This is a genomic window from Burkholderia sp. LMU1-1-1.1 (genome assembly GCF_040675865.1).
Taxonomy (GTDB): Bacteria; Pseudomonadota; Gammaproteobacteria; order Burkholderiales; family Burkholderiaceae_D; genus Rugamonas.
On the sequence record NZ_JBEGHG010000023.1, the window covers coordinates 499,624 to 525,120 of the forward strand.

At 67.4% G+C, this 25,497-nt stretch carries 18 protein-coding genes and 1 riboswitch; of the genes, 9 read left to right on the forward strand and 9 right to left on the reverse strand.

Features of this window, described 5'->3' with window-relative positions; translation table 11 throughout:
• The first annotated feature begins 205 nt into the window (after positions 1 to 205).
• Entirely contained in the window at positions 206 to 460 is a 255-nt protein-coding gene (locus MRBLMU1_RS20580) for a hypothetical protein (RefSeq protein ID WP_363504971.1), read from the forward strand.
• 291 nt (positions 461 to 751) lie between these two features.
• Entirely contained in the window at positions 752 to 2,731 is a 1,980-nt protein-coding gene (locus tag MRBLMU1_RS20585) for a protease pro-enzyme activation domain-containing protein (protein WP_363504974.1), read from the forward strand.
• Between the two features lie 34 nt (positions 2,732 to 2,765).
• On the opposite strand, the gene MRBLMU1_RS20590 is transcribed toward MRBLMU1_RS20585, so the two are convergent.
• Positions 2,766 to 3,485 (reverse strand): glutathione S-transferase, encoded by a 720-nt coding sequence (locus MRBLMU1_RS20590; protein ID WP_363504977.1) that lies wholly within the window; start codon positions 3,483 to 3,485, stop codon positions 2,766 to 2,768.
• A 136-nt stretch (positions 3,486 to 3,621) separates the two neighbouring features.
• Between MRBLMU1_RS20590 and MRBLMU1_RS20595 the strand changes: the two genes are divergently transcribed.
• Positions 3,622 to 4,383: a sulfite exporter TauE/SafE family protein gene (locus tag MRBLMU1_RS20595; protein ID WP_363504980.1), complete on the forward strand. Its 762-nt coding sequence runs from the start codon at positions 3,622 to 3,624 to the stop codon at positions 4,381 to 4,383.
• 98 nt (positions 4,384 to 4,481) lie between these two features.
• On the opposite strand, the gene MRBLMU1_RS20600 is transcribed toward MRBLMU1_RS20595, so the two are convergent.
• From MRBLMU1_RS20600 to MRBLMU1_RS20620, 5 genes are all read right to left on the reverse strand, one after another.
• Positions 4,482 to 8,585, reverse strand: a complete 4,104-nt coding sequence (locus MRBLMU1_RS20600; RefSeq protein ID WP_363504983.1) for a cobaltochelatase subunit CobN — start codon at positions 8,583 to 8,585, stop codon at positions 4,482 to 4,484.
• On the reverse strand, positions 8,572 to 8,907 hold the full coding sequence (locus MRBLMU1_RS20605) for a DUF2149 domain-containing protein (protein ID WP_363504985.1): 336 nt from the start codon (positions 8,905 to 8,907) through the stop codon (positions 8,572 to 8,574). The genes MRBLMU1_RS20600 and MRBLMU1_RS20605 overlap by 14 nt, the downstream gene beginning before the upstream one ends.
• Entirely contained in the window at positions 8,907 to 9,503 is a 597-nt protein-coding gene (locus MRBLMU1_RS20610; RefSeq protein ID WP_363504987.1) for a MotA/TolQ/ExbB proton channel family protein, read from the reverse strand. Before MRBLMU1_RS20610 ends, MRBLMU1_RS20605 begins: the two co-directional genes overlap by 1 nt.
• A 65-nt stretch (positions 9,504 to 9,568) precedes the next feature.
• Positions 9,569 to 9,787: riboswitch (cobalamin riboswitch) on the reverse strand.
• Positions 9,788 to 9,830: 43 nt separating this feature from the next.
• Positions 9,831 to 10,223, reverse strand: a complete 393-nt coding sequence (cueR, locus tag MRBLMU1_RS20615) for a Cu(I)-responsive transcriptional regulator (RefSeq protein ID WP_363504990.1) — start codon at positions 10,221 to 10,223, stop codon at positions 9,831 to 9,833.
• Complete coding sequence (locus MRBLMU1_RS20620) at positions 10,220 to 12,466, reverse strand: heavy metal translocating P-type ATPase (RefSeq protein WP_363504993.1); 2,247 nt, start codon at positions 12,464 to 12,466, stop codon at positions 10,220 to 10,222. Before MRBLMU1_RS20620 ends, cueR begins: the two co-directional genes overlap by 4 nt.
• 165 nt (positions 12,467 to 12,631) lie before the next feature.
• Between MRBLMU1_RS20620 and MRBLMU1_RS20625 the strand changes: the two genes are divergently transcribed.
• The 6 genes from MRBLMU1_RS20625 to MRBLMU1_RS20650 all read left to right on the forward strand — a co-directional run bounded on the left by MRBLMU1_RS20625 (position 12,632) and on the right by MRBLMU1_RS20650 (position 19,067).
• Entirely contained in the window at positions 12,632 to 13,945 is a 1,314-nt protein-coding gene (locus MRBLMU1_RS20625) for a HAMP domain-containing sensor histidine kinase (protein ID WP_363504996.1), read from the forward strand.
• Positions 13,936 to 15,306, forward strand: coding sequence for a sigma-54-dependent transcriptional regulator (locus MRBLMU1_RS20630; protein ID WP_363504999.1), 1,371 nt, complete (start codon positions 13,936 to 13,938; stop codon positions 15,304 to 15,306). Before MRBLMU1_RS20625 ends, MRBLMU1_RS20630 begins: the two co-directional genes overlap by 10 nt.
• 154 nt (positions 15,307 to 15,460) lie before the next feature.
• Positions 15,461 to 15,814: a hypothetical protein gene (locus MRBLMU1_RS20635; protein WP_363505002.1), complete on the forward strand. Its 354-nt coding sequence runs from the start codon at positions 15,461 to 15,463 to the stop codon at positions 15,812 to 15,814.
• Positions 15,815 to 15,953: 139 nt separating this feature from the next.
• Positions 15,954 to 16,547, forward strand: a complete 594-nt coding sequence (locus MRBLMU1_RS20640; RefSeq protein WP_363505005.1) for a hypothetical protein — start codon at positions 15,954 to 15,956, stop codon at positions 16,545 to 16,547.
• Positions 16,548 to 16,578: 31 nt separating this feature from the next.
• A complete protein-coding gene (locus MRBLMU1_RS20645) occupies positions 16,579 to 17,787 on the forward strand; it encodes an SLC13 family permease (RefSeq protein ID WP_414646101.1) in 1,209 nt (402 codons plus the stop codon).
• Positions 17,784 to 19,067 carry an MFS transporter gene (locus tag MRBLMU1_RS20650; protein WP_363505011.1) on the forward strand — a complete coding sequence of 428 codons (1,284 nt, stop codon included), beginning with the start codon at positions 17,784 to 17,786 and terminating at the stop codon, positions 19,065 to 19,067. The genes MRBLMU1_RS20645 and MRBLMU1_RS20650 overlap by 4 nt, the downstream gene beginning before the upstream one ends.
• On the opposite strand, the gene MRBLMU1_RS20655 is transcribed toward MRBLMU1_RS20650, so the two are convergent.
• The 3 genes from MRBLMU1_RS20655 to MRBLMU1_RS20665 are packed head-to-tail and all read right to left on the reverse strand — an operon-like array spanning position 19,064 to position 25,392.
• Positions 19,064 to 19,933, reverse strand: coding sequence for a FecR family protein (locus tag MRBLMU1_RS20655; protein ID WP_414646098.1), 870 nt, complete (start codon positions 19,931 to 19,933; stop codon positions 19,064 to 19,066). The genes MRBLMU1_RS20650 and MRBLMU1_RS20655 overlap by 4 nt on opposite strands.
• The gene (locus MRBLMU1_RS20660) at positions 19,902 to 23,777 is read right to left on the reverse strand and encodes a filamentous hemagglutinin N-terminal domain-containing protein (protein ID WP_363505014.1); all 3,876 of its coding nucleotides are present in this window, start codon (positions 23,775 to 23,777) and stop codon (positions 19,902 to 19,904) included. Before MRBLMU1_RS20660 ends, MRBLMU1_RS20655 begins: the two co-directional genes overlap by 32 nt.
• A 19-nt stretch (positions 23,778 to 23,796) precedes the next feature.
• A complete protein-coding gene (locus MRBLMU1_RS20665) occupies positions 23,797 to 25,392 on the reverse strand; it encodes a ShlB/FhaC/HecB family hemolysin secretion/activation protein (RefSeq protein WP_363505017.1) in 1,596 nt (531 codons plus the stop codon).
• Positions 25,393 to 25,497 lie beyond the last annotated feature (105 nt).

The window sequence follows — 25,497 nt, forward strand, 5'->3', positions numbered from 1 at the left end:
CACGCAACACCTATCCCGAAAACAACACCCACGATGCAAATGTAGGAAAAAAGCAATCGTGCGCGACACCGCTTGCTATACTTTTCCCATGGTTGCTATAAAAGCCACCCATCAACAGGGATGCATCAGCATGCGGTTACTCGACGAGAGCACCAGTAGCGCGAGGTCCAGACCATCCGTCCAGCGGATGGCGGCGATGCTGATCGTGCTGACCGTTTTCCTGGTCCAGTTGTTCGCCATCGGTGTGCACAACCACGCGATCGCCGACGACGACTCGGACTGCCCCACCTGCCAACTGGTCATCGACGCACCGCTACTACCATCGTCCGGCAACCTGACCGTCACACCCGAATCGCCCGCCCAAACCTACCCCGCCCATCTGCCGCGGTACCGCTCCAACACGCAGTCCGCCACCTTCCTGACACCCCCTTCCCACGCACCACCAGTCTTCGCCATCTGAGCTCTTCCCCTGCCCTGCCACGCCTTCACCACGCGCGCCTGCAACAGCACCGCCACGCCCGCGCATGATGGCCGCCATGGATTAGCTCCCCCGTTGTATCCCCAATAGCGACGCGGCCTCCCACCGGCGGTCCGCGTTGAGATAGACACGCCTTGGCCACTCCATCCGGAGCGGCCAACGGATCGTGTCGCCCTGAAAAAAACACATCCGTTCTTTCAGGGGTGGTGCAAGCGCGCGGCACCGATGATCCTTCGGCGCCGCACATCATGTTGATAAAAATCGGAGAACTACATGAACTTGAAAGAGCAAATGAAACTGTCGCCCATTGCCTCCCTCACCTTACTGGCGCTGACCGCGACCAGCGGCCTGGCGCACGCCGAAGCCTGGGTCCCCACCGCCACCAAGGCCCCCGTCGTCAGCGGCGCGACGACCCAGCAGCAAGCCCTGATGCAGGCCGGCATAGCGACCCACGTCGTGGTCGCGCTCAAGCTGCGCAACAAGGCCGATCTGGACGCGCTGACCGGCGATATCGTCGCCGGACGCGGAGGCCAGCCGCTGACGAAGGAACAGTTCATGGAACGCTACGCGCCGACCGCCGCCCAGGCGCAAAAGGTGGTCGAGCACTTGAAGCGCAGCGGCTTTATCAATGTCACCGTCTCCGACAACCGCCTGCTGGTGAGCGGCGACGGCACCGCCGGCTCGGTCAAAACCGCCTTCAACACGGAGCTCCGCAACTACAACGTCAACGGCCGCACCGCCTTCGCCAACGTCAGCGACGCCGCCGTGCCGCAGTCGCTCGGCGACACCGTCATGGCCGTCCACGGCCTGCAAACCATCCACATGTACCACACGCTGGCCAAGCCGGCGGCCGTGACCCTGGCCACCACGGGCCACAACCCGACCGACTTCCCGGCGATCTACAACGCAAGCGGCCTGCCCAGCGCCGTCAACGCCACCATCGGCATCATCACCCAGGGCAGCATGAAGCAAACCATCGCCGACCTGAACACCTTCACCAGCCGCGCCGGCTATCCGGCGGTGAACGTCAGCACGGTGACGGTGGGCGCGGCCAGCACCGACACCGCCGGCGTCGGCGAATGGAACATGGACACCCAGGACGCCCTGGCCGCCGCCGGCGGCACCATCAAACAGATGATCCTCTACACGGCCACCACCCTCAGCGACGCCGACCTCACCGACACCTACAACCGCGCCGTCAGCGACAACGTCGCCAAGACCATCAACGTATCGCTGGGCGAATGCGAAACCAGCGCCAAGAACTCCGGCATCATGGCCAGCAACGACCAGATTTTCCAGGCTGCGGTGGCGCAGGGCCAGACGTTCTCCGTCTCCTCGGGCGACTCCGGCTCCTACGAGTGCGGCGGCTCGAGCACCTCGCAAAGCTACCCGTCGGTGTCGCCGTGGGTGGTGTCGGTCGGCGGCACGCTGCTTAACACCACCGGGACCACATGGACTTCCGAAACCGTGTGGGCCTGTAGCAGCAGCGCCACCTGCCAGCAAAGCGCCGACGGCGGCGCCGGCGGCGGGCCTAGCCTGACCGAGGCGGCGCCGAGCTGGCAGGTCAACGCCGGCGTGCTGGGCACCTCCACCAAACGCGGCACGCCGGACATCGCGCTCGACGCCGATCCTTCCAGCGGCGCGCTCGTGCTGATCAACGGCGCCACCGAGCAAATCGGCGGCACCAGCCTGGCCGCGCCGCTGTTCACCGGCTTCTGGGCGCGCGTCCAGTCGATGAACAACAACTCGCTGCCCTTCCCGTCGTCCAACCTGTACGCGCGCGCGGCAGCCAATCCAGGCATGTTCCACGATGTCGTCTCCGGCAAGAACGGCGGCTACAGCGCCAAGGCGGGCTGGGACTATGCCAGCGGATACGGTAGCCTGAACGTGGCCAACTTCGCCAGCGTCATGGCCGGCAGCGGCGGTACCACGCCGCCGGCGTCGAACGCGCTGGCCAACAATGTCGCGGTGACCGGCATCTCGGTGGCCGCCGGCGGCAGCAAGGTGTACACCTTCGCCGTGCCCTCCGGCGCCACCAGCCTGACGTTCAAGACCTCCGGCGGCAGCGGCGACGCCGACCTCTATGTCAAACTGGGATCGCAACCGACGACCAGCTCATACCTGCAAAAATCGGACGGTTCGACCACCACCGAGACCATCTCGATCGCCTCCCCGGCGGCCGGCACGTACTACGTGCTGGTCTACGGTTACAAGGCGTCGAGCGGGGTCTCACTGGTGGCCAGCTACAAGTGACCAACGGGGTTTGATTGGCGTGTGACGTCCGCCGCTACTCCAACTCGGGATAGTGGCGGAAGATGCCGTCCTCGTTGAAGGGAATGCGGCGCTTCGAGCCAAGGTAGGCGGCGATATTGGGACGCGCCGCCACCTTGTCACGCAAGGAAACCAGGCCTGGATAAGACGGCTCGAGCTTCGCCATCGTCTTCGGGAACGCATAGCGCAAGCCTTCGATCAGCTGGAACAGCGACAGATCGACATACGACAGGCGCGAGCCGATGGTCCAGCCGCCGCGTCCCGGATTGCGCCGCACCACGCCCTCGAAATAGTCCAGGAACTTCGGTATGCGCGTCTCCCTGAAATCCTTCGCGCGCGCCTTCGCTTCCTTCTTCTGGTCTTCGTAGTACTTGTTGGTGGAGATGGGATGATGCGTGTCGTGCGCCTCGGCGACGATGTCGGCGATGGTCAGCTGCAGCTGGTTGGCCCACAAGCGCCCCGCCTCGGCCCGTGGCGCCAGGCCATGCCGCGCGCCGAGAAACAGCAGGATATTGGACGTCTGCCCGATCAGCAACTCGCCCGCGCGCAGCACCGGCGGCGCGAACGACGGATGATCGACCTTGTCACCGTCCAGGCTCGCCATCAACGCCGGCATGCCCTTCTTGCGCCGCGCTACATCGTCGTAGGGGATGGCCGCCTCCTCCAGCGCCAGCCGCACGAATTCGCCACGGCCCTGCAGGCCGTCCCAGTAATAGAGTTGGTATGGTGTCGTCATGCGAAATATCGTAGCACCACCGGCGCACGCCCGTCGCACAATCGCGGCGCCCGGAAAGCTTTTCAGGCCACGGTTATAATCGAACGGAAACTAATGTTCCGCCCGCTTCCACATCAACCATGTCTGCGTCCCGCCCATGCCGCCAGTCCCACCGCTTGAAATACATATCGTCCTGATGGTCGCCGCCGCCGGATTCCTCGCCGGGGTGCAAAACGCGCTGGCAGGCGGCGGCTCGTTCATCACATTCCCCGCCCTGCTGCTGGCCGGATTGAATCCGCTGGCCGCCAACATGACGTCGACCATCGCGCTGTTCCCGAGCCAGATCACGTCCGCCTATGCGGGGCGCAAGCTGGTGGGCGACGTCGGTCCGCTGACGTTCCGCCAGATGCTGATCATCAGCGCCATCGGCGGTGTATTCGGCGCGGTGCTGCTGTTGAATACCCCGGCGTCGTTCTTCGAAAGGCTGGTGCCCTGGCTGGTGCTGTTCGCCACCAGCGTGTTCGCTTGGGGGAGCTTCCGCAAGAAGCCGCTGCACGCGGCCAGCGGGATGCCGCGCTGGGTGCTGGTTCTGGCGCAGGGCTGCATCTCGATTTATGGCGGCTACTTCGGGGGCGGCATCGGTTTTTTGATGCTGGCGGCGCTGACCGTCGCGGGGCAGCAGGTGCGCATGGCGGCGGCCACCAAGAACGTGCTGGCGATGGCCATGAACGCAGTGGCGGCGATGATATTCGCGACGTCGGGTTTGATCAGCTGGCCGGCGGCGCTGGCGCTGTGCGTGGGCGGCATCGCCGGCGGCTTGTGCGGCGGGTGGTTGATTCACCGTTTGCCGGAGAAGGTGATGCGGGGGTTCGTGGTGCTGGTCGGAGCGGCGTTGACGGTTTGGATGTTTGTGCGTTGATGCCGTGGCACGCTTTGGCCGCCGACGGCGTTTGGCGGATTAGGCGGAACGCCGTAATCCGCCATCGATGAGCCGCCGGAGGTCCTAGAGATGCAAGCTTAATCCAGCATCCCATTCAGCTTCTTCAGCTTTTTGCGCCGTCCGATATAGCCTGCGCCCACCAAGCCGGCGGCCAGCGCCAGCAGGGCCAGCGTGCCCACCGTCTTCTGCGCCGGACTCAAATCGGCCAGCGTCTGCATTTCAAACCCGCTCACCTTGGCATCCGCCGGCTCGGTTTTCACAAACGATTCCGGCGCCGGGTCGGCCGGCTTGGCTTTGGCGCGCGGCGCCGGCACCGGTTGCAGCTCTTGCGACTTCGCTTGCAGCACTTGCAGGTCCGCCAGCGCGGCCTGCATCGCGGCGTCGTTGGCCTGCTGCTGCCCGGGAGCGGCAGCCGCCGGTTGCGCCGACGGCGCCGAGCCGCCGGCACGGCCGGCGGCGGCCGCCCCGCGCGCGATCGCCGGGTTGGAGCCGACGTTCGGCACGAACTGGCCGGTGAATTCAGGCGCGATCTTCAACGTCGCCTTGCTGCACGAGTCGGCGCTGCACGACACACCCGCCTCCTTGATCGCCCGCGCGTTCTGCCGCGTGAGATTGTCGCGCACCGCGTCGCCAGGCTGCCAATATCCACGCTCGATGGCGCTCAGCATGCGGTCGGTCACGGCCTGGTACGCGCGCAGGTTGCCGCTGGCGGCGAAGCGCTCGCGCACTTTCAGGCCATGGCGGTCGGCCACGTAGGTGTCGTACATGCGCTGCCATTTGCTGCTGTCGACCACTTCCGGCACCGTTACCTGCCAGGCCCACAGGTAATCGACCACGCGGTTGATGTAGCGCGCGCCGGAATAACCTTCCTTCAGCATGCTGTCGGCCCACTTGGGATTGAGATAGCGCGACTGCATCTCCTGCCCCATGTACTGCTCCAGCGTCTTGTGGCCCGGCTTGCGCGGGTTGGACAGATCGCTCACCACCACCTCCGGCGTTTTGCCGTCCACGCTGCGGATCGCCATCGCGGTGCCGCCCAGGTACTGGAAGAAGTCGTCGTTGTCCAGCGTCGCGAACAGATTGCTGGAGCGGCTGTGCAGCGCGATCTTGCTGCCGCTGATGGCCTGCTTGAATAACTCGTGCCGCTGTGCTGGATCGGCCTTGTCGTCGCCCCAGTAGCCGGCGCCGAAAGGATGGCTCATGCGGTTGATGAACACGTCCGCCACTTCCTTCTCGTTCTTCCACGCGTTCGTCAGTGGAATCAGCTTTTCGATCTGCGTGCCGTAGGCGCCGCTCGGCACGCCGAAAATGCGCACCGACGCCATGCGCCGCGCCTCGTCGGCGGAGATGCCGTTCGCCTGCAACGCGGCGGCGGTCTTGCGGCTATGCTCCTGCATCACGTTGCCCGAGGGGCCGGCGTCGGCCGCCGCGCCCAGATCGTCCTGTTGTTGCGCCAGCTGCGCCGCCTTGTCCATCAACGCCAGCAGATTGCCGAACAGGTCGCGGAACAGGCCCGACGAAATCAGCGTGACATCGACGCGCGGACGCCCCAGTTCCTTGCGGGTCAGCGCCTCGACGCCGGTCACACGGCCGCGTTCATCCCAGGTCGGACGCACGCCCATCAGCGCCATCGCCTGCGCCTCCATGATGCCCTCGTGACGCGAAGTCTCCACACCCCACAGGTTCATGCTCAATTTGTCCGGGTACACCCCATGGCGTTTGCGGTAGTCGTCGACCAGTTGCCGCGCGAGTTTGGCGCCCGCCTCGTAGGTGGTCTTGCTGGGAATCCGCGAAGGATCGAGACCGAAGAAATTGCGGCCGGTCGGCAGCGCGTCCGGATTGCGCACCAGGTCCGCGCTGGCGCCGGCCGGGATGTAGCGGCCCGACAGCGCCTCCATCAGGCGGTCCAGCTCCAGCGCCGCGCTGCGCTCGATATCGTTTTCCAGCAGCGCGATACGTTTGGTCTTTTGTTCGGCGGTGGCGCCGGTGTCGAGGCTGACCACCGCGCGCGCCGTGGCGTTGCGCCGCTCCGCCGTCGGCGCCACGCCGAAGGTATGCAGACCGAAAGGCGTCAGCTTGTTGCCGGTATCGTCCAGATACTCTTCCAGCGCCTCCATATCGGCCTCGGTTTTGAGCTCGGTCATTTTCATGTCCTTCAACACGCCGCTTTTGGCCGCGACGCGGTTCAGCGCCAGCAGATGGCTACGCGCCAGCAGCGGGCTTTTTTGCTCGGCCACGCGGTAGTCGTTGAGCAGCGCGCCAAGCTCGCGCAGGTCGGGATTGAGGCCGGCGATATCGAATGGTGGCGTCATGTGGTCGATGATGGTGGCCATGCCACGCCGTTTGGCCTGTATGCCCTCGCCCACGTCGTCCATCACGTACGGATAAATATTCGGCATGGCGCCGATCAGCGCCTCGGTCGGATCGTCCTCGGACAGGCCGGCTTCTTTACCGGTCAGCCATTCCTGCGTGCCGTGGGTACCGATGTGCATGACCGCGTTGGCCTGGAAGCTTTTTTGCAGCCACAGATAGAAGGCGATGTACTCGTGGCTAGGCGGCATGCTCACTTCGTTGTGCAGCTTTTCCAGGTTCTGCTCCCAAGCGCGGCCGGGCTGCGGCGCCATCAGCACGTTGCCGAAGCGGCGCGCCGGGTAGACGAATAACGAGTCGCCCTTGGCGTCGCGCCACAGCACCGGCGCGCTTTCCGGCTTGCCCCACGACGCCAGAATGGAATCGCGCAGCGTTTGCGGCAGTTTGGTGAACCATGCCTGATAGTCGGCCAGCGGCACCAGCAGCGCCTGACCGCTTTCGGCCAGATGCTTCAGGCCGGTCATGTAGTCGCCCTTGGACTTGCCGGGGTAATTCCCCCACTGCTGGATCTCGCCTTGCAGCTCGGCCTCGCCCGCCGGCAGCGCGTCGCCGGTCTGATAGCCATCACGTTTCAGGCGCTGGACGATTTGCCACAAACTCTCCGGCAGCACGTTCAGATACGCCGCGCCGATGGTCTCGGAACCGTGCGGGTAGTTGAAGTAAATCATGGCGATGCGCTTGTCGCCGTTGGCTTTCTGGCGCAAGGCCAGCCAGGCCGCCACGCGCTCGTTGAGCCGTTCGATGCGCTCGGCGATCGGCGTCTCCTCGACGTAGGCCAGGCCGGTCTGCGCATCGCTGATGCGCTCCCGGCTGGCGACCACCGTCGGCTGTATCAGTCCGGCCATCTCGGCGCCGGCCAGCTGCCAGGTGCGCTCGATGATATCGAGACCGATCTTCGATTCCCGCCATTGCGCCGCCGTGTGCTGGCTCAGGGTGATGGCGTTGATCGCCGGGACGCCGATCTTGTCGAGCAGCGCACCGGTGTTGGCGGTGCCGCCGACCTTCATCCCCAGCGCGACGATCAGGTCGACGCGGCTCTTGCCGTTTTCATCGAGCAGGAAGCGCAGCGGCACGTCGTATGGATAGCCGAACACCGGCAGCACGTTATAACCGCTCGCCTCGAGCCGCGAGACGATGGCCGCCAGCGGCAGGGTTTGTCCCGCCACCAGGCTGGCGCGGTAGAACGGCACGGCGATCCACGGCGCCCCGGTCTTGTAGTTCGCATAACCCTGCAAATAGTGCTCGTAGCTGCTGTAGGTGCGGTTGGCCGCGACGTCGTACAGGCCGACGTCCGGCATCGCGTGCACCGGCGCCACCGCCAGCGTCGCACCGAAATGCTGGCGCAAGATGTAGCGCAGCAGGTTGCCCATGTTCTCGATGCCACCCTCGCTGTGATACTGCTGGATGGCCTTGTCGTCCTGTACGCCCATCTCGCGGATACTGTCGTCGATGGCGCCGCCGACGGCGAACACCGGATGCCGCGACTTCCTCAACGCCTGCAGTTCGTCCTTGAGTCCCGCCATCGCCAGCCTGCCCTTGGCGTTGACGATTGCCACATCGGCGCTGGCCAACGCATTGCGGTCGGCCTGCGTCATGCCGTTGTTGGGAATGATGCGGATAACGACATTGAGCGCCTTCAGCTCCGCCTGCAAACCGCGCACCGCCAGCACCGCGGGCCGGGACTCGACGTCACCGAGCATCAGCGCCAGGGTGCGCGGCGCCTGCGCCGAATGCACATAGCCGACGATGAAGAAGGAGATCAGCAGCAGTAAGACGACTTCCAGTGTTCCAAAACGCTTATTCCGGAACATATACGACCTTCCCGTCCGGCAGTTGGTAGGCGGTGCCCAAGCGCTTGCCGGAGCCGGACAAGGGTTTGTCGCTGACGCGGCTCACCGTGATCTCGGCGCCTTTCTTGGTCAGCACCTCGACGCGGCCGTCCGCGCTCTTCTTGGCGATCGTGACTTCCGAATTCGGGTCCAGCAGGTCCATCATGTTCCAGGCCGAGAACAGCGCCAGCATCATCGCGACGATGAAGACGATGCTGGCGTCGAACAGGTTGGCCACGCCGGCCAACGGGTCCTCGGTGTGCTCGCCGATGCGGCTGTAGCGGTGGCGGTTCAGAAAACGCATCAGGCCTCCACGCGGATCAGGTGCGGCTTGTGTCCGTGCGTCGCCAGCATGGTTTCGGCGGCGTAGGCGATGTCGGTCAGGTCGCTGCGCAGCCAGTGTTCGCGCACCAGGCTCAGAACATAGGCGCACACGCTGCATGCCAGACCGACCACGGTGGCGGTGAAGGCGGTGGTCATCGATTCGGCCATCTTCGGCAGATTGCCCTGCGCCAGGCCGGCCAGCGAAATCCCCATCGGGATCAGGGTGCCCATCAGACCTAGCGCCGGACCGACCCGCACCACGAAGCGAACGCCGTCCAGGCGGCGCACGCCGGCGGCGTCGGCGCGCTGCACCACGCGTTCGAGGCGCGCATCGAGTCCCGGCTCGCCCTCTTGCGCCGTCAGCACGGTCGCCATGTCGTGCCGCGCGGTGGCCACCAGCATGCGCACGCCGCGCCGTCGCTCGATCCACTCGGCGCCGAAGGTGCCGAAGCACACCAGCATGTACAAGGTCAGTGCGGCGATCCCCAGCAGCACGGGCAGATACAGCACGTTGGAAATGGAATACAGCAGCGTCTCGATTGAGCGGATGGCCGCGTCGGCAGGCAGGTTGGGCATTGAATGATCCAGCGACAGAAGCAAGCCACTCACCTCCCCGTGAGCGGATTGAAAGGAAGCGCCTGGGCGCTTCCACCTCTTTGGCCGGTATCCGGGCTCGCAAGCAAATCCGCCTGACCTTCCCATGCAAAAGCACAGTGGCACAGCGAGGCGGATGGTCGTCGACGACGACGCTTGTTTACCGTTGCGGGGGCAGCACATGTTGGCTGGCTGGGCCAGCGCCATGTTTCCCGTTTAACTGCGCATCCAGACGGACGCGCGGGCACCAAAACCTGGCGATTATACGTGGTTCCGTCCCGCCCCGACAGATACACCGGATAGCCCGGGCTACTTTGGATCGGCCAGGCTTTGAAGAATAGGACAATCCGGCCTGTCATTGCCCTTGCAGCAGCGCGCCAGCGTTTGCAGCGTGTCGCGCATTTCGGTCAATTCGGCGATGCGCTGGTTAAGCTCGTCGACGTGTCCGAGGGCGATGTGTTTCACGTCGGCGCTGGCACGCTCCTTGTTCTGCCAAAGCGACAGCAACTCCCGGATCTGGTCCAGCGAGAAGCCCAGCGTGCGGGCGCGCTTGACGAAGCGCAGCGCATGCAGGTCGTTCTCGCTATAGATGCGGTAGCCGGATTCGCTGCGCCGCCCCGGCGGAATCAGCGTGATGCTCTCGTAGTAGCGGATCATCTTGGCCGAGACGCCGGAGGCGCTGGCCGCTTGTCCGATATTCATACCTTCACTCCTTCACTAGCGGGTCGCGCCTGGGGCTTCCAGCGGCGCAGCAGCAGCGCATTGCTGATCACGCTGACGGAACTGAGCGCCATCGCGGCGCCAGCCACCATGGGGTTGAGCAGGCCGAAGGCGGCCAGCGGAATGCCGACCAGGTTATAGATAAACGCCCAGAATAGATTCTGGCGGATTTTGCCGTAGCTGCGGCGCGAGATCGAAATGGCCGCGGCCACCAGCTCCGGGTCGCCGCGCATCAGCGTGATGCCGGCGGCGTGCATAGCGACGTCGGTGCCGCTGGACATGGCGATGCCGACATCGGCGGCGGCCAGCGCCGGCGCGTCGTTGATGCCGTCGCCGACCATGGCGATGCATTTGTCCTGCCGCTTCATGGCGCCGATGGCGGCGGCTTTATCGGCCGGCAGCATGTTGGCGACTACCCTCCGGATGCCGAGTGACGCGCCGACGTGATCGGCGCTGCCCTGGTTGTCACCGGTCAGCAGCACGGTCTCGATATTCAAAGCGTGCAGCGCTTCGACGGCGGCACGTGCGTTCGGCTTGACAAGGTCGCCGAAGGCCAGCAGCCCGAGTAAGCGCGCCGGTTGCGGCGACTGCGCGGCAAGCCACGAGACGGTCAGGCCTTGCTGTTCCAGTTCGGCGGCGCGCGGCGCCAGCGCGGCGAGCGCGACGCCCTGCTCCTCCATCAAGCGCGTGCTCCCAAGGAGCAACCGCATGCCGTCGACCGTCGCGGCGACGCCGCGTCCGGGCAAGGCGGTGATGTCGCCGGCGACGGTGGGGACGAAAGGCGCGCCGGCAGCGCTATCCCCGGCGGCTTGCTGCACCGCGCGGGCCAGCGCGTGCTCGCTGCCCCGTTGCACCGCCGCCGCCAGTTGCAGCAGGCGCGCCTCGTCGATGGCGCCGGGCGCCGGCTCGCACACCGCCAGCGATGGTTTGCCTTCGGTCAGCGTGCCGGTCTTATCGAAAGCCACGGTGGTGATGCGGTGCGCCAGCTCCAGCGCCTCCGCATCCTTGATCAGGATGCCGTGGCGCGCGGCCACGCCGGTGCCGGCCATGATGGCGGCGGGCGTGGCCAGTCCGAGTGCGCACGGACAGGCGATCACCAGCACCGCCACCGCGTTGATGATGGCGGTCTCGCCATCGCCGGACACCAGCCACCAGCCCACCAATGTCAGCAGCGCCAAGACCAGCACCACCGGCACGAACACCGCGCTGACGCGGTCCACCAGATGCTGCACCGGTGCCTTGGCCGCCTGCGCGTCCTCCACCAGGCGGATGATGCGCGCCAGCGTGCTTTCGGCGCCGACCGCAGTCACGCGCACCAGCAGCATGCCTTCACCATTGATCGCGCCCCCGGTCACGCGGTCGCCGGCATGGCGCGCCACGGGCAGGCTTTCGCCGGTGATCAGCGCTTCGTCCACGTGGCTGGCGCCTTCCACCACCACGCCGTCGACGGCGATGCGTTCGCCGGGCCGCACCACCACCATTTCTCCGGGTAGTACTTGCGCGATCGGCACCTCGATATCCTGGTCGCCGCGCCGCACGCGCGCCGATTCCGGCCGCAGCACCTGCAGCGCGCGGATCGCGGACGTGGTCTGCCGCTTGGCGCGCGCCTCCAGCCATTTACCCAGCAACACCAGCGTGATGACGACGGCGGACGCCTCGAAATACAGATGCGGCATGGCCGAGGTGGCGGTCAGCAGTTGGTAGATGCTCAAACCGTAGGCGGCGCTGGTGCCGATCGCGACCAGCAAATCCATATTGCCGCTGCGGGCACGCGCGGCCAGCCAGCCGGCCCGATAAAAGCGCGCGCCGAGCCAGAACTGCACCGGGGTCGCCAGCAAAAATTGAATACGGCCGTCGAGCATCCAGTGGACGCCGGCCAGTTCGAGCAGCATCGGCAGCAGCAACGGCAGCGACAGTAGCGCCGCCAGCAGCACCGCGTAGCCGCTGGCACCCGGGGCGACCACCGCCGGGGCGGGGGGAGAGAAAGGGGCCGGCGGCGGCTTGGCCTGGTAGCCGGCCTTGTCGACCGCCTGTCGCAGCACGTCGAAATCGATCGGCAGCGCCGACTCCACGCGCGCCATCTCGGTCGCCAGGTTGACGCTGACCTGTTTGACGCCCTCCACGGCGGCCAACACGCGCTCCACGCGCCCGACGCAGGACGCGCAGCTCATGCCCTCGATCTTGATCGATTGCGAGACTGATTTTTCAGCGGTTGAATTCATCATGGTCCTTCAATTGGCGGGTACTAACACTAGCTTCAAGTATCCCACGATTGGAAGGTCAAGCACTTTTTCGGCGCGCGCGTCCGCTCGCGCACAGAAACCGGCCGGATTGTCGCTACAATCGAGATATCAACCTGACACGAAAGGGTCAATGTGGCGCTGGGCGGAATGTTAAAACGCGATCTACTGTGGCTATGGACCGCCATCGCGGCCATGGTCGTGCTGCTGGTCTGGCTGCTGCTGCAGCTGGGCCGCCAGGGCGCCGATTGGCAGATTTCCGCGGCCCGCTCCCGCGCGGCCGTGCTGTGCCAGATCATGCGCGCCGGCGGCGAACGCATCGACGTCGGCGCCAGCGGCGATGCCGCGACGGCGCGCGCCGTCGTCGACATGGCCCTGCGCGAGGACGCCGGCGTCGAGGGCGGCCTGTGGGAGCGGCGGCGCGGCGTGTTTGCCTACGCCTTCCCGACCTACGACGGCAGCGGCGCCAAGACCGACGTGCCGGCGGCCGAGCTGCCCCGGCTGGCGGCGTTGTCGGAGCAGGCGCTGGCGGCCGGCGCCGCCGTCGACGAGGTGCGGCCGGGACTGCGCGAGGCGGTCGTCTACAGCGCCTGTCCCGTCGCCGCCAATGTCGCCGGCTGGACCCTGACCCGGGTGGCGACCATCGCCGACGGCGCGCTCAGACACCTGATCCTGGCCCTGAGCCTGTTATTGGGCTCATTGGTGCTGGCCGGCGCCGGCTTCGCCCTGCTGCTCACGCGCTGGGGGCGCGAAGCGCAACGCCTGTCGGCGCTGCTGGTGGCCAGCGAACGCATGGCCGCGCTGGGCGGCCTGGCGGCCGGCCTGGCGCACGAAATCCGCAATCCGCTCGGCACCATCCGCATGAAGGTGGACAACGCGCTGGCGGCACCGCCGGAGCGGCGCCAGGCGCGCACCGAGGCGGCCCTGCACACCACCTTGGCGCAGGTGCGGCGGCTCGAAACGCTGGTGGCAAGCCTGCTCGCGTTGACCCGCTCCTTCCATCCGCAACGCGCGCCGGTCGCGCTGGCGCACTGGCTGGCGCAATGCGCCCAGCAGCATGCCGAAGCGGCCGCCGATCTCCGCGTGACGCTGGGCCTCGACCTGCAAGCGGGTCTCGACGACGCCGCGCGCGCCACGGCGCTGTTCGACCCGGCGCAAATGGAGCGCGTGATCGACAACCTGATATTGAATGCGCTGGCCCACACCGCCGCCGGAGGCCACATCGAAGTGGGCGCGGCGCGCGACGGCGCGCTGTTGCGTCTCTGGGTGTCCGACGACGGCAGCGGCGTCCCGTCGGCGCTGCGCGCCACGCTGTTCGATCCGTTAGTCACCGGCCGCGATGGCGGCACCGGCCTGGGACTGGCCGTGGTGCGCGAAGTGGTCCAGGCCCATGGCGGCCGCGTGGCGCTGGACGCCCGGCACACCGCCGGCACCCGCATCGAACTGGAGCTCCCATGGCCATGATCCTGATAGTCGACGACGATGCGGCGTTCCGCGCCACCCTGGCCGAGACGCTGGAGGACCTGGGCCACGGCGTGCGCCTGGCCGCCAGTTGCGAGGCCGGCCTGCGCGCCCTGGCCGAGGGCGGGATAGCCGCCGCCATCGTCGATTTGCGCCTGCCCGGCGACGACGGACTGGCCTTCCTGCGCGCGGCCCCGTCCATCGCGCCGGGTGTGCCATGCTTGATGCTGACGGCCTACGCCAGCGGCTCCAACACCATCGAGGCGATGCGCCTGGGCGCTTTCGACCACCTGGCCAAGCCACTCGGGCGCGACGCGCTGACCATGGCGCTGGGCCGAGCGCTCAAGGCCGGCCGCCAAGCGGCGCGCGAAGCGCCTGGCACGCCGGCAGCGGACGACGGCATCCATGCCGGCGAACAGATGCTGAGCAACAGCGAGGAGATGCGGGCCATATTCAAGCGCATCGGCCTGGTCGCCGACAGCGCCAACTCGGTGCTGGTGCTGGGCGAGACCGGCACCGGCAAAGAGCTGGTGGCGCAGGCGCTGCATCAGAACAGCGCCCGGGCGGCAGCGCCGTTCGTCGCTGTCAACTGCGCGGCGATCCCCGCCGAACTGCTTGAGAGCGAACTGTTCGGCCATGTCAAGGGCGCGTTCTCCGGCGCCACCGCCGATCGGCCCGGACGCTTCCGCGAAGCCGACGGCGGCACCTTGTTCCTCGACGAGATCGGCGACATGGCGCTCCCGACCCAGGCCAAGATCCTGCGCGTGCTGCAAGAGCGCGAAGTGACGCCGCTGGGGGCGCGCCACAGCCAGCAGGTCGACTTGCGCATCGTCGCCGCCACCCACCGTGACCTGGAGGCCGAGGTGGCCGCCGGCACGTTCCGGGCCGACCTGTGGTATCGGCTGCAGGTCATCACGATCACGCTGCCGCCGCTGCGCGACCGCGCGGGCGACGTCACGCTGCTGGCCGCGCATTTCTTGCGCGGCCAGGCGGGCGGCCACGGAAAACGTCTGAGCGAGCCGGCGTTGCGCGCGCTGGAGGCGCACGAGTGGCCGGGCAACGTTCGCGAGCTGCGTAACACGATGCAGCGCGCCATCGCCCTCAGCGAAGGTGACCTGATCGAGGTCGAACACCTCGGTCTGGGCGCCTCGCGCCCAGCCGGCGCACCACCCGGCACAGCAACCACCAACGCGACGGACATCGACTGGGACGGCACGCTCGAACGCGCGCTGGCGCAGGTCGAGCTGGCGATGCTGCGCCGCGCGCTCGACGCGGCGGCGGGCAACCGCAGCGAGGCCGCGCGCCGCCTGGGGCTGTCGCGCCAGCAGTTGTACCGGAAGCTGGCGCAATACCAGATGGAGTAACGGCGGCGGACAGCTGTCCGTTCTATTGACACCCCGGTGTCACACCAGCGGACACCCCGGCGTGCGCGCCTGTGTAAACAGCGGGCTGGGAGGCTTGGCACGCTATCTGCATAGTCATGACTACCACCCCTCGACATCACACAAGGAGATAGTCATGAATGTTCTTAAATACCCGATGCTGTTGATCGCACTGTCACTGGCCACGGCCGCATCCGCCGCCCCGCCGCAAACCGATCCAGCCCCACCGCCACCAGCGGGCCAACCGGCACCACCACCGCCTGCCCCTCCGGCACCGCCACCGGGATCGCCAGTCCCGCCACCGCCAGGCGCGGACGCGCCGCCGCCGCCGCCCCCGCCGGCGGAGGCCCGCCGAGGCAACGCCGCCAAGCCCGTGCCGCCACCCAAGCCGCGCGGTGCTGCCGGCAAACGGCCGCTCGATACGCCGCCACCGCCACCGGCGGCGCCGGGAACCCAAGCACCGCCACCACCGCCGGTCGGCCAGCAGTAACCCGATCGTGCCAATGTCATCGGCTTCGCTGGCACCCGCAGTGGCGCTGGCGGTGGCCCTATCCGGCCTTTGCCTCGGCGAGGCCGGGGCGGCGCCACCGCCCCCATTGCGCGGGCCCTCTGCCACCGCCCCCGCGCCGGTGGCAGAGGGTTTGGTCGCGCGCTATCTCACCACCCCGTACGGCGATCCGAACGGCCTGCGGCTGAACGACGGCACGCTGGTTCTCTTCGCCCCACACCTCGGCGCGCGGATCGGCGCCGCCATCGCGCCGGGCCAGCGGGTGCGCGTCGTCGGCCATGTGGTCGCCGATGGCGTCATCCGCGCCATGGCCTTGATGAATCTGACCTCGGGCGCCAGCATCGACGACGAGCCACCGGCTGCGCCCATCCCGCCGATGGCGCGCCAGCCGCTGCAAAGGCTGGAGGCGTCCGGCACCATCGATGTGGTGCTGCGCGGGCCGCGCGGCGAAGCCAATGGCGTTATCCTCGCCAACGGCGACATCATCTACTTCCGCCCGGACCTGGTCCGTGCGCGGCTGGTGGCCGGACAGCCATTCGCCGCCACCGGCATCGGCACGCGTGGCGCCTCCGGCAGCGCCCTCGAAGCGATAGCGGTCGGCGCCGACTTGGCGACGGCGCGCACGACGCCCCATGCGCGGCCAGCGCCACCGGCATCACCCGGCCCCGCGCCGGCCAATCAACCGTCATTGGAGTACCCTGCGCGTGTCGACTGAAAATACATTGTGGATCATCACCGGCTTGACGATGGCGGGCATCGTCCTGCGCCCCTGGCGCGTGCCGGAAGCCGTATGGGCGACCCTGGCGGTGCTGGCGCTGATACTGCTCAAACTGATCGATCCGGCAAGCATCGCCACCGGCGCCGCGCGCGGCTGGGACGTGTATCTCTTTTTGGCCGGCATGATGCTGCTGGCCGAGATGGGACGCCGCCACGGCGTGTTCGACTGGCTGGCGGCGCATACCGCGCGCGCCGCCGGCGGCTCCGGCCACCGCCTGTTTTTACTGGTCTACTTGGCCGGCACGGTCGTCACGGTGCTGCTGTCGAACGACGCCACCGCCGTGGTGCTGACGCCGGCCGTGTACGCGGTGGCGCGCGCCGTCGGCGCCCCTCCGCTGCCGTATTTGTTCATTTGTGCCTTCGTCGCCAACGCCGCCAGCTTCGTGCTGCCGGTCTCCAACCCCGCCAACCTGGTGATGTTCGGCGAGCAGATGCCCGGACTGGGAGAATGGCTGTCGCTGTTCCTGCTGCCGTCGCTGGGCGCGATCGCCGCCACCGGCGTCGCCTTGTATCTGCTGCTGCGCGGCGAGCTGACAACGGCGATCCGACGCGATATCGAGGTACCGCGCCTGACAACGGCCGGCCGCCTCACCGTCGGCGCCCTGGCTGGCGCGGCGCTGCTGCTGGGGGCCGCTTCCGCGCGCGGCATGGCGCTTGGCCCCGTCACGCTGGCGGCGGCTGTGCTGACGCTATTGCTGGTCAGCGTCAGCACGCGCGTCGTCCCGACAGCGACGCTGCGCGCGCTGTCGTGGGACGTGCTGCTGATGGTGGCCGGCTTGTTCGTGCTGATCGAGGCCTTGCAGCAGCACGGCGTGGTGGCGGCGCTGGCGGCGCAGTTGCAGGCGCTGCAAGCGCGCTGGCCGGACAACGCCGGCAATCTCACAGGCGCGCTGCTGGCCGTCGCCTGCAACCTCTTTAACAACCTCCCCGCCGGCCTGCTGGGCGCCGCGACGCTGGACCATGTCGACGCCTCCAGCACACTGCGCGCGGCGGCCCTGATCGGCATCGACCTGGGGCCGAATCTGTCGGTGAGCGGATCGTTGGCGACGATCCTGTGGCTGACGGCGCTCAGGCGCGAGGGCATCCAGGTGGGCGCCTGGCGCTTCCTGGCGCTGGGCGCGGTGGTGATGCCGGCCGGTCTGGCCGCGGCCCTGGCGCTGCTGTGGGTGCGGTCATGACGGCGCCGGGCGCCCTGTCCGCCCGCCCGGCCGGCAACGCGGCAGGCGTCGCGAACGCCGCGAGCGCCGGGACCGCGCCGGCGGGTGCCAGCCTGATGGCGCTGGCGCTGCTGAATTTCTTCCTGGCCGACGCGCGCGACGGCCTCGGGCCCTTCCTGGACGCCTACCTGAGCACCAAGGGCTGGCGCCCGATGGACCTGGGCCTGCTGGCGACGGCGTGCGGCGTGATCGGCCTCCTTGCAGGCCTGCCCGCCGGCGCGCTGGCCGATCGCAGCCGCCACAAGCGGGCGATGATCGTGCTGCCGGTGGCGCTGATCACGCTGGGCGCGTTCCTGTGTATCGCCTGGCCGGAGCGCTCGGTGGTGTTCGTCAGCCAGGCTTTGGCGGCGGTGGCCGGGGTGCTGATCATGCCGGCGCTGGTCGGCATCACCCTGGGCGTGGTGGGGCCGGACCGTTTCGGCGCCCAGCTCGGCAAGAACGAGGCCTACAACCACGCGGGCAACATCGTGCTGCTGGGCGGCACCTGGGCCGCCAGTGTCTGGTTCGGACTGCCCGGCGTGGCGGCGCTGATGCTGGTCACCACGGTGGCCGCCATCGCCGCCACGCTGGCGATCGCGCCGGGGACGATCGATCACGCGGCCGCGCGCGGCATGCAGGGCGGCCACGAGGCCGCCGGCGCGCAAGGCGGCGGCAGGGCGCCGCCGCTGCGCACGCTGTATCGCAACCTGCCGCTGCTGCTATTGAGCGTGTCGCTATTGCTGTTCCACTTCGGGAACGCGCCGCTGGCGCGCCTGATCTCGCAGCAGTTCGCGGTGCAAATGCAAAAGCCGTTCGAAACCACGGCGGTGATCACCATGGTGTCGCAATTGGCGGCGCTGGCCGCAGCGCTGGCTGCGCCCTGGATCATCAGGCGCGGTTTGGTACGGGCGGCGGTGATGCTGGCCATGCTCAGCTTGCCGCTACGCGGAGTGCTGGCGTGGGCGTTCTCGGACTTCGCGATGATTTATCCGGTGCAGCTGCTCGATGGCGTGGGCGTCGGCCTGCTCGGCATCCTGACGCCTTTCCTGGTCGAGCGGCTGACGCGCGGCAGCGGCCATTTCAATCTGGCGTTGGCGGCGGTGATGATGGTGCAGGGTTTGGGCGCGGCCTCCAGCAACGTGGTGGCCGGCTATCTGGTGACGCGCTACGGCTATCCGGTCACCTATCTGCTGCACGGCGCGGCCGCGCTGGCGGCGCTGGCGGCGTTCCTGCCGGTGCCGCGCGGTGGCCGCGGGCGCTAGCGCACTTCGCAGTCGACGGTCGCCGCCTTGGGGGCGCCCGAGCCCGAGCCCGACGCCGACGTGTTGATGACGAACGTAGGTGGCGGCAAGAACTTCAGCCCCGGGTTGGTCGGAATAATCACCGGCGGCGTCAACGTGCTACGCGTGTAACCAAACTGGCCGGCACTGAACTGCTGCGCACCGGCGGTATTGCTGACATTGATCAGGCCGTCGAGAACCTGGACATACAAACCAGCCGGCAGTTGGGGACTCGACGGCGGCGGCAAGACCGGTCCCTGCGCCAGCATCAGCGGTTGCAGCGGCTGCGCCAGCGCGTCCAGCGACGCCGTGCTGGCCATGAGATACGCTTCGCGCGCGGCCACCGCCTCGGCCGACGGCTCGACCAGATCGGCGATGAAAGTGGTGCCGCGTATGCCGATGGTGGCGCTCGGCGTCTTCATCGAGAACTTTTCCTTGTTGCGCTTGCCCAGCAGGCCGGTGACCGAGCGCAGCCCCCCTTTGACCAGGCTGAACGAGGCCTGGTCGCCGTCGGGCTTGCCGGCGTCGAAGGCGAAGTTCTCGACCTTGAAGGTGGTCCCCGGCTTGAGCGTGATCTCGCTGTTGTCGACGAACTTGACCAGCGCGTAGGTGTTCTTCTCCGTCATCAGCGTGTCGCCGCTCTCCACTTCCGAGCGCAGCGACAGCACGCGCACCGCGCCATCGGCTTTCTTGGCGAGCAAGGGACCGCTGAGCTGCGTGATGGTGCCGGCCACCTGCGCCGCCCAACTGGCGCTGACCACGCTACACAGCACCAGCAGCATCAGCCCCTGGAGCAGACTCTTGGTTGCAACATGCCTAGTTGCAGTAGGTTTTCTTGGCAGGGACATTTTGTTTTCCGGTGTTTTCGGTGGTGGTGGTGCTGCTTTGCGACTTCGGTTCGCTCGACAATGGTTCGTCGGTTTTGTCGTCGGCCCCGCGCGACGGGGCGGACGCCGTGGCGCGCGTGACCGTCTTGATCACTTCTATGCTGGCCAGCTGCACCGGCTTGGCCGGCTCGCTCGCACTTGGTGGCGACAATACCTGACATAGTGCGGAGTTCGGCGCGATGGTGCAGATATCGGCTGACACCGGTGTTGGCGTAGGTGTCGGTGTTGGCGTAGGTGTCGGTGTCGGTGTCGGTGTCGGCGTCGGCGTCGGCGTCGGCGTAGGTATCGGCGTTGGCGTTGGCGTCGGCGTCGGCGTCGGCGTTGGCGTCGGCGTCGGCGTAGGCGTAGGCGTTGGCGTCGGCGTAGGCGTCGGTGTCGGCGTAGGCGTAGGCGTCGGTGTTGGCGTTGGCGTTGGCGTTGGCGTTGGCGTTGGCGTTGGCGTTGGCGTCGGCGTCGGCGTTGGCGTCGGCGTTGGCGTCGGCGTTGGCGTTGGCGTTGGCGTCGGCGTTGGCGTTGGCGTTGGCGTCGGCGTCGGCGGCATCTGCGTAATCTGCGTATAGCTGCCGTTCGAACCAATGATCGTGCTGCCGGCGGCCAGGTCAAAACTGGTCGCCGTCATCGTCACCGAACCGCCCGCCGATGTCACGATGGCCCCATTACCGAAAGTCATCGTATTGCTCAGATCATAGCTGTCGCCCGCCACCAGGCTGATATCGCCGGAGTAGGAATTAACCATCCCCTCGATCGTCAACGGGCTATGGGTTTGCAGCGTAATCGCGCCGGTGTTGGTCCTCACCCCATACCAGCCATCGTCCGGCAGCGGCCACGGCGCCGCAGCGATCAGCATCGCACCGGTATTATCGATGGTGATCGCACCGTTGTTGTCGCCGCCGACGGAAAGCTGCTGCGCCTTCGTCACCGTCAGCGTATCCGCATGCGCGGTGTTGTTGACGTTGGCGATGTTGATAGCCGCCGTGCTGCCGCCGCCCGCGCGATTGACCGCCGACAGTTGCGAAACCTTGGTCAGCAATGGCGCCGCCGTCGAGCCGATGCCGCCCGTGGCGTACATCGTCAGATGGTTGGCGGTGATGGGCGTGCCTTGGACACCGCCGGCCGTGGTGATGGCGCCGTCGGCGTCCAGCGTCACGTCGCCATCGGTATCGATGCCGCTGATCTGATACATATCGCCGCCGACCATCGTGGCGATGGCCGTGCTGGAGCTGTTCTTGAACACGAGGTCATGACCGGCGCCATGTTGCGACACCGCCAGGTTGACCACCCGATTGCCCGCGTTGTTCAACGTGATGTCGCCGCCATTGGCGACCGCCAGATTCTCCACGTTGATGGCGCCGGTTTGCGTGATGGCGCCGCCGTTGCTCAGCAGCGCGATGCTGGTGGTGGCCGAGTCCCGCTGCGCCGCCAGGGAACCTGTGGTGGCGATTCCCGCGACGGCAATGCCGGCCACGTTGTGCTCCGCGTCCTGGCTGCCGATCACCAAGGTCGGCACCTTCAGATAGCGGATATCCCTGACCAGCAGGCAGTTGACCGCGTTGGCGCAGGAGGTGCCGCCCAATTCGATATGATAGCCGCCGCCGGACGGACGGACGCTGGCCAGATTGGCCGTTACGTTGGCGTTCAGGTCCAGCGCGTTGGCCGCGATCGCCACCGTATCGGCGCGGGTCGCAGCGTTGACGTTCACTTCCAGCGCGTCCAAGGTCAGCGTTCCGTTGATCCGGGTGGCGGCGTCGATCAGCACATTGCCGGTGCGGCCCGAGCCCAGGGTCAGATTGCGGACGTAGCCGCTCGAACCGGTCAAGTCGAGCGAACCGGTCACCGCGACTACCCCGTCGGCGCTGGCGCTGGCGATGGTGACGTCGGCGTTGTCGATCTTCTTGAGCGTGTCCTCGCTCACCGCCAACGCGTTGCCGCCAGCCGCGCCGGTGCCGACGTTGACATCGCCGTCCGAGGAGATCAGCACTTTGGCCCCGCCGCCCTGCCCGCTGATGCGGGCGCCGCCGCCCATTTCCAGGGTACTAGCCTTGATACCGATATCGCCGCCGGTGACGGTGGCATTGCTGCCCATCGCCACGCTGGTCGCTTCGATCGTCAGGTTGCCGGTGGCGCCGGCATCGACCTTGCCGTAGACGTTGACGACGCGGCCGGCCAGCGAGATGCCATGGCCACGGCTGTCGAGCGTGGTGGCGCTGCCCAGCGAGGCGATCGTCACGGCGCCGCTGCCGCTCGCGGTACCGGCGCCGTTGTCGTTGGCCGTCAGCCGGATGTCGCCGGTCATCGCCAGCTCGGCATTGAGGTTGATGTTGTTGCCCGCCTGCGCCGTCAGGCTGACGCCGCTGTTGGCATTGTGGACCGCCGCGCCGAAGGTGATATCGTGGCGCGCCTGCAGCACCACGTTGGCGGTGGCGCCGCTCAACGCGCCGGAGTCGACCTCGGTCACGCCGCTGGTGGCCTGGCCGAACGGCGTCAGATCCGACAGCGGGGTCGGGATGTTGGAATCCTTGATGATGGAAATGTCGTAGGGATCGAGCAGCCAGGTGCCGTTCCTGCCGCCCTGGCCGGCCACGGCGCCGGCTTCCACGCGGGCGCCCGCCACATCCAGATAATGGCCCGAGGTTTCAATCAGGCCGCCATTGCCGCCCCGCGCGCCGCCATGTGCCGACACGGCGCCGTGCATGCGGGTCGCCTCGTCGCTCCAGACGACGACCTTGCCGCCGTCGCCGTTGATGCCGGCGTCGGCGCTGATCGTCACATCCCGCCCGACGAAGGTTTGCCGCGCGTTCGGCAGCGCGGCGTTCTTGCCCTGGTAGTCGCCGCCCACCAGCACCGTGCCGCCGCCCGCGCCGCCGCTGGCGTCGACCACGGCGTTGCCGGTCAGGCCGACCCGCTCGCCCAGCAGTGCGATGTCGCCGCCGGTGTTGACATTGGCGCCGCGCGCGCTGGTGACGCTGCCCGCCTCCAGCATGGCTGTGCCGGCCGCCTTCAGGATGATCTGGCCGCGTTCGCCGAGCACGGCGCTATCGGCGTTGATCGTGCCGCGCTGGTTGACCAGCGCGCCGTAGACGCCGACGCGCCCGCCCCGGGCGACGATGCTGCCCAGGTTGAGCGCCTGGTCGGCCGGCGCCGACACCACCACCTGCACGTTCGGATCGCGGGAATCGAAAAGTTGCACGCTGTGCCCGGCCGCCAGCACCACGTCGCCGTTCGGCGACGAGATGACGCCGCTGTTCTCCACCGCCGGCGCGATCAGGAAGATCTGGCCGCCACCCGGCGTGGTGAGCGTGCCCTGGTTGACGACCTTGCCCGCGTCGGCGGCGCCGGCGAAGTTGTTTTTACCGGCCAGGAAGTCGGCGTTGGAAATCGCCAGGCTGGAGGCGACCAGGCCGTTGACGTCGACCCGCGAACCGGCGCCGAACAGCACACCGTTCGGATTGATCAGGAACACCTTGCCGTTCGACTGCAGCGCGCCCAGGATGCGGCTCGGGTCCTGCCCGGTGATGCGGTTGAGGACCTTGCTGTCGGCGCTTTGCTGGATGAAGCGGGTGACCTCGCCCGCGTTCACCGAAAAACTACGCCAGTCGATGATGGTGTTGGGCGTGTTGGTGATCGAATACAGGTTGCCCTGCTGGTTGAAGGTCGCCGCGCCGTGCACCACGGTCGGCGCCACCGGATTGGCCTGGGCGCTGCCGAAGGCGGCCGCCACCAGCACGGCCAACGCCTTGCGGCGCAGCTTCGCGAACGACGGCTGGCGGCCGATATGGCGGCTGGAGTGGGTATGGTGGTTGTTCATTGTGGTCTTTCCAGGGCGTTCAGTAAGCAAGACCCAAACGCAGGTGCAAGCGGTTGGCGTCGGCGCGGCCGGTGGCGCCGGCGCGCAGCACGTGGCCATAGTCGAGTTGCAGGTTGACGTAGGTCGACAGCACCAGGCGCGCGCCCACGCCGGCGCTGCCGATGGAGGTGCTTTCCAGTTCGCCCGGCAGCGCATGGTTGCGCTTGATGTAGGCGTTGTCGAAGAAGCCGAGCAGGCGGCAGTTCCAGGCCTGGCGGCCGCACAGGTTGGGGGTGTAGGCCTCCAGGTTGACGGCGACGCCGCTGTCGTTGGAGACTTCGCGCTCGATGAAGCCGCGCACCGAGGTGGCGCCGCCGGCGCCGAACTGCTCGCCCGGGATCAGCGCGTCGCGGGTGTACTGGCCGTTGGCGATGGCGCGCAGCTGCCAGTCGTTGACCAGCGCCCGCGTCACGCTACCGCCCAGGCGCAGCACGGTGTAGTCGGCCTTGGCGCCGCTGCGCGCCAGCGTGAAGTCGCGCTGGCCGCCCTTGGAGCCGCCGGAGATATTGCGCAGCAAAGTGATCTGGCCGCCGACCTCGCCCGATTTCAGCGGCAGGCTGCCGGTGTAGGCGAGGCTGAGCGGATGCACGGTGACGTCGTTGCCGAGGTTGCCCAGCTGCTGGCCCACCAATTCGACGTTGTTCTTGAACGCCTTGACGTCGACGCCGTAGGTCAGGTGCGAGTCATACTCGCCGCGCTTGACCAGCGACTGGTTGTAGCGCGCGCCGTAGACGGCGCCCCGGCCGCTGACGGCCAGGTTGAACAGCCCGGCCGACACGGTGCCGGAGTCGACGTTGGAATAGCTGGCGAAGAAGTCCAGCGAATCGCCCAGCGCGTACAGCGGGATGTGGTAGCCGGCGCCGTAGACCTTGACCCGGCCCGGTTCCTCGGCCGAGGTGGTGTACTGCAGCGAGGCCACGTGGTCGAGGCCGAACAGGTTGGCGTTCTGCAGGATGAAGCCCAGATGGGTCTTGCCGGTCTGCTCGGTGCCGGTGTTGTCGACGTTGGCCATCGCCTTCCAGACCGGCTGGTCCTTGACCTCCAGCACGGCGTCGACTTCGTCATCCTTTTCGCCGCCCTGCAGCTTGAGCGTGACCTGCTTCGAAGGATTCTCGTTGCCTTGCTTCAGATTGGCCGAAACGGCCGTCAGATTCGGCGTGCGGCCCTCCTGTAGCGCGGGCAGGCTGCGGCGGATGTTGGCCTCGTCGAAGTACTGGTTGTTCTTGACGCTGACACGGCCGACTTTGGTCTCCACCACGCGCAGCAGCACCACGCCACGGTTCAGTTCCTGCTCGGGCAGCTCGATGGTGACGACGTTGTAGCCCAGCGCGTGGTAGGCCCCCTCCAGCGCCTCGAGCGCGCGCTGGACATCGCCGAAGTCGCGCGTTTTGCCCGTGAACGGCGCCAGCAACTGTTCGATCCGCCCCGCTGGCAGCAGCGTATTGCCCCGGACATCGAATCGGGAAATATCGAAACGAATGGCGGCGCTGTCGCTCGCGGGCTCCCCCGCCCAGGCCGTGGACACGGTCAAGGCAAGGATGGCGCTGGCTAGCAAGCGGGGAAAACTATCGGTCATCGTCGGCTCTTCGGATTTTTGTTGCTGTCATCTGCGGGGGAATGTTAATTGTTCGACACGCCCAGGCTCACTCACTATTCCGATGTTAACATGTTCGGCCCAAGA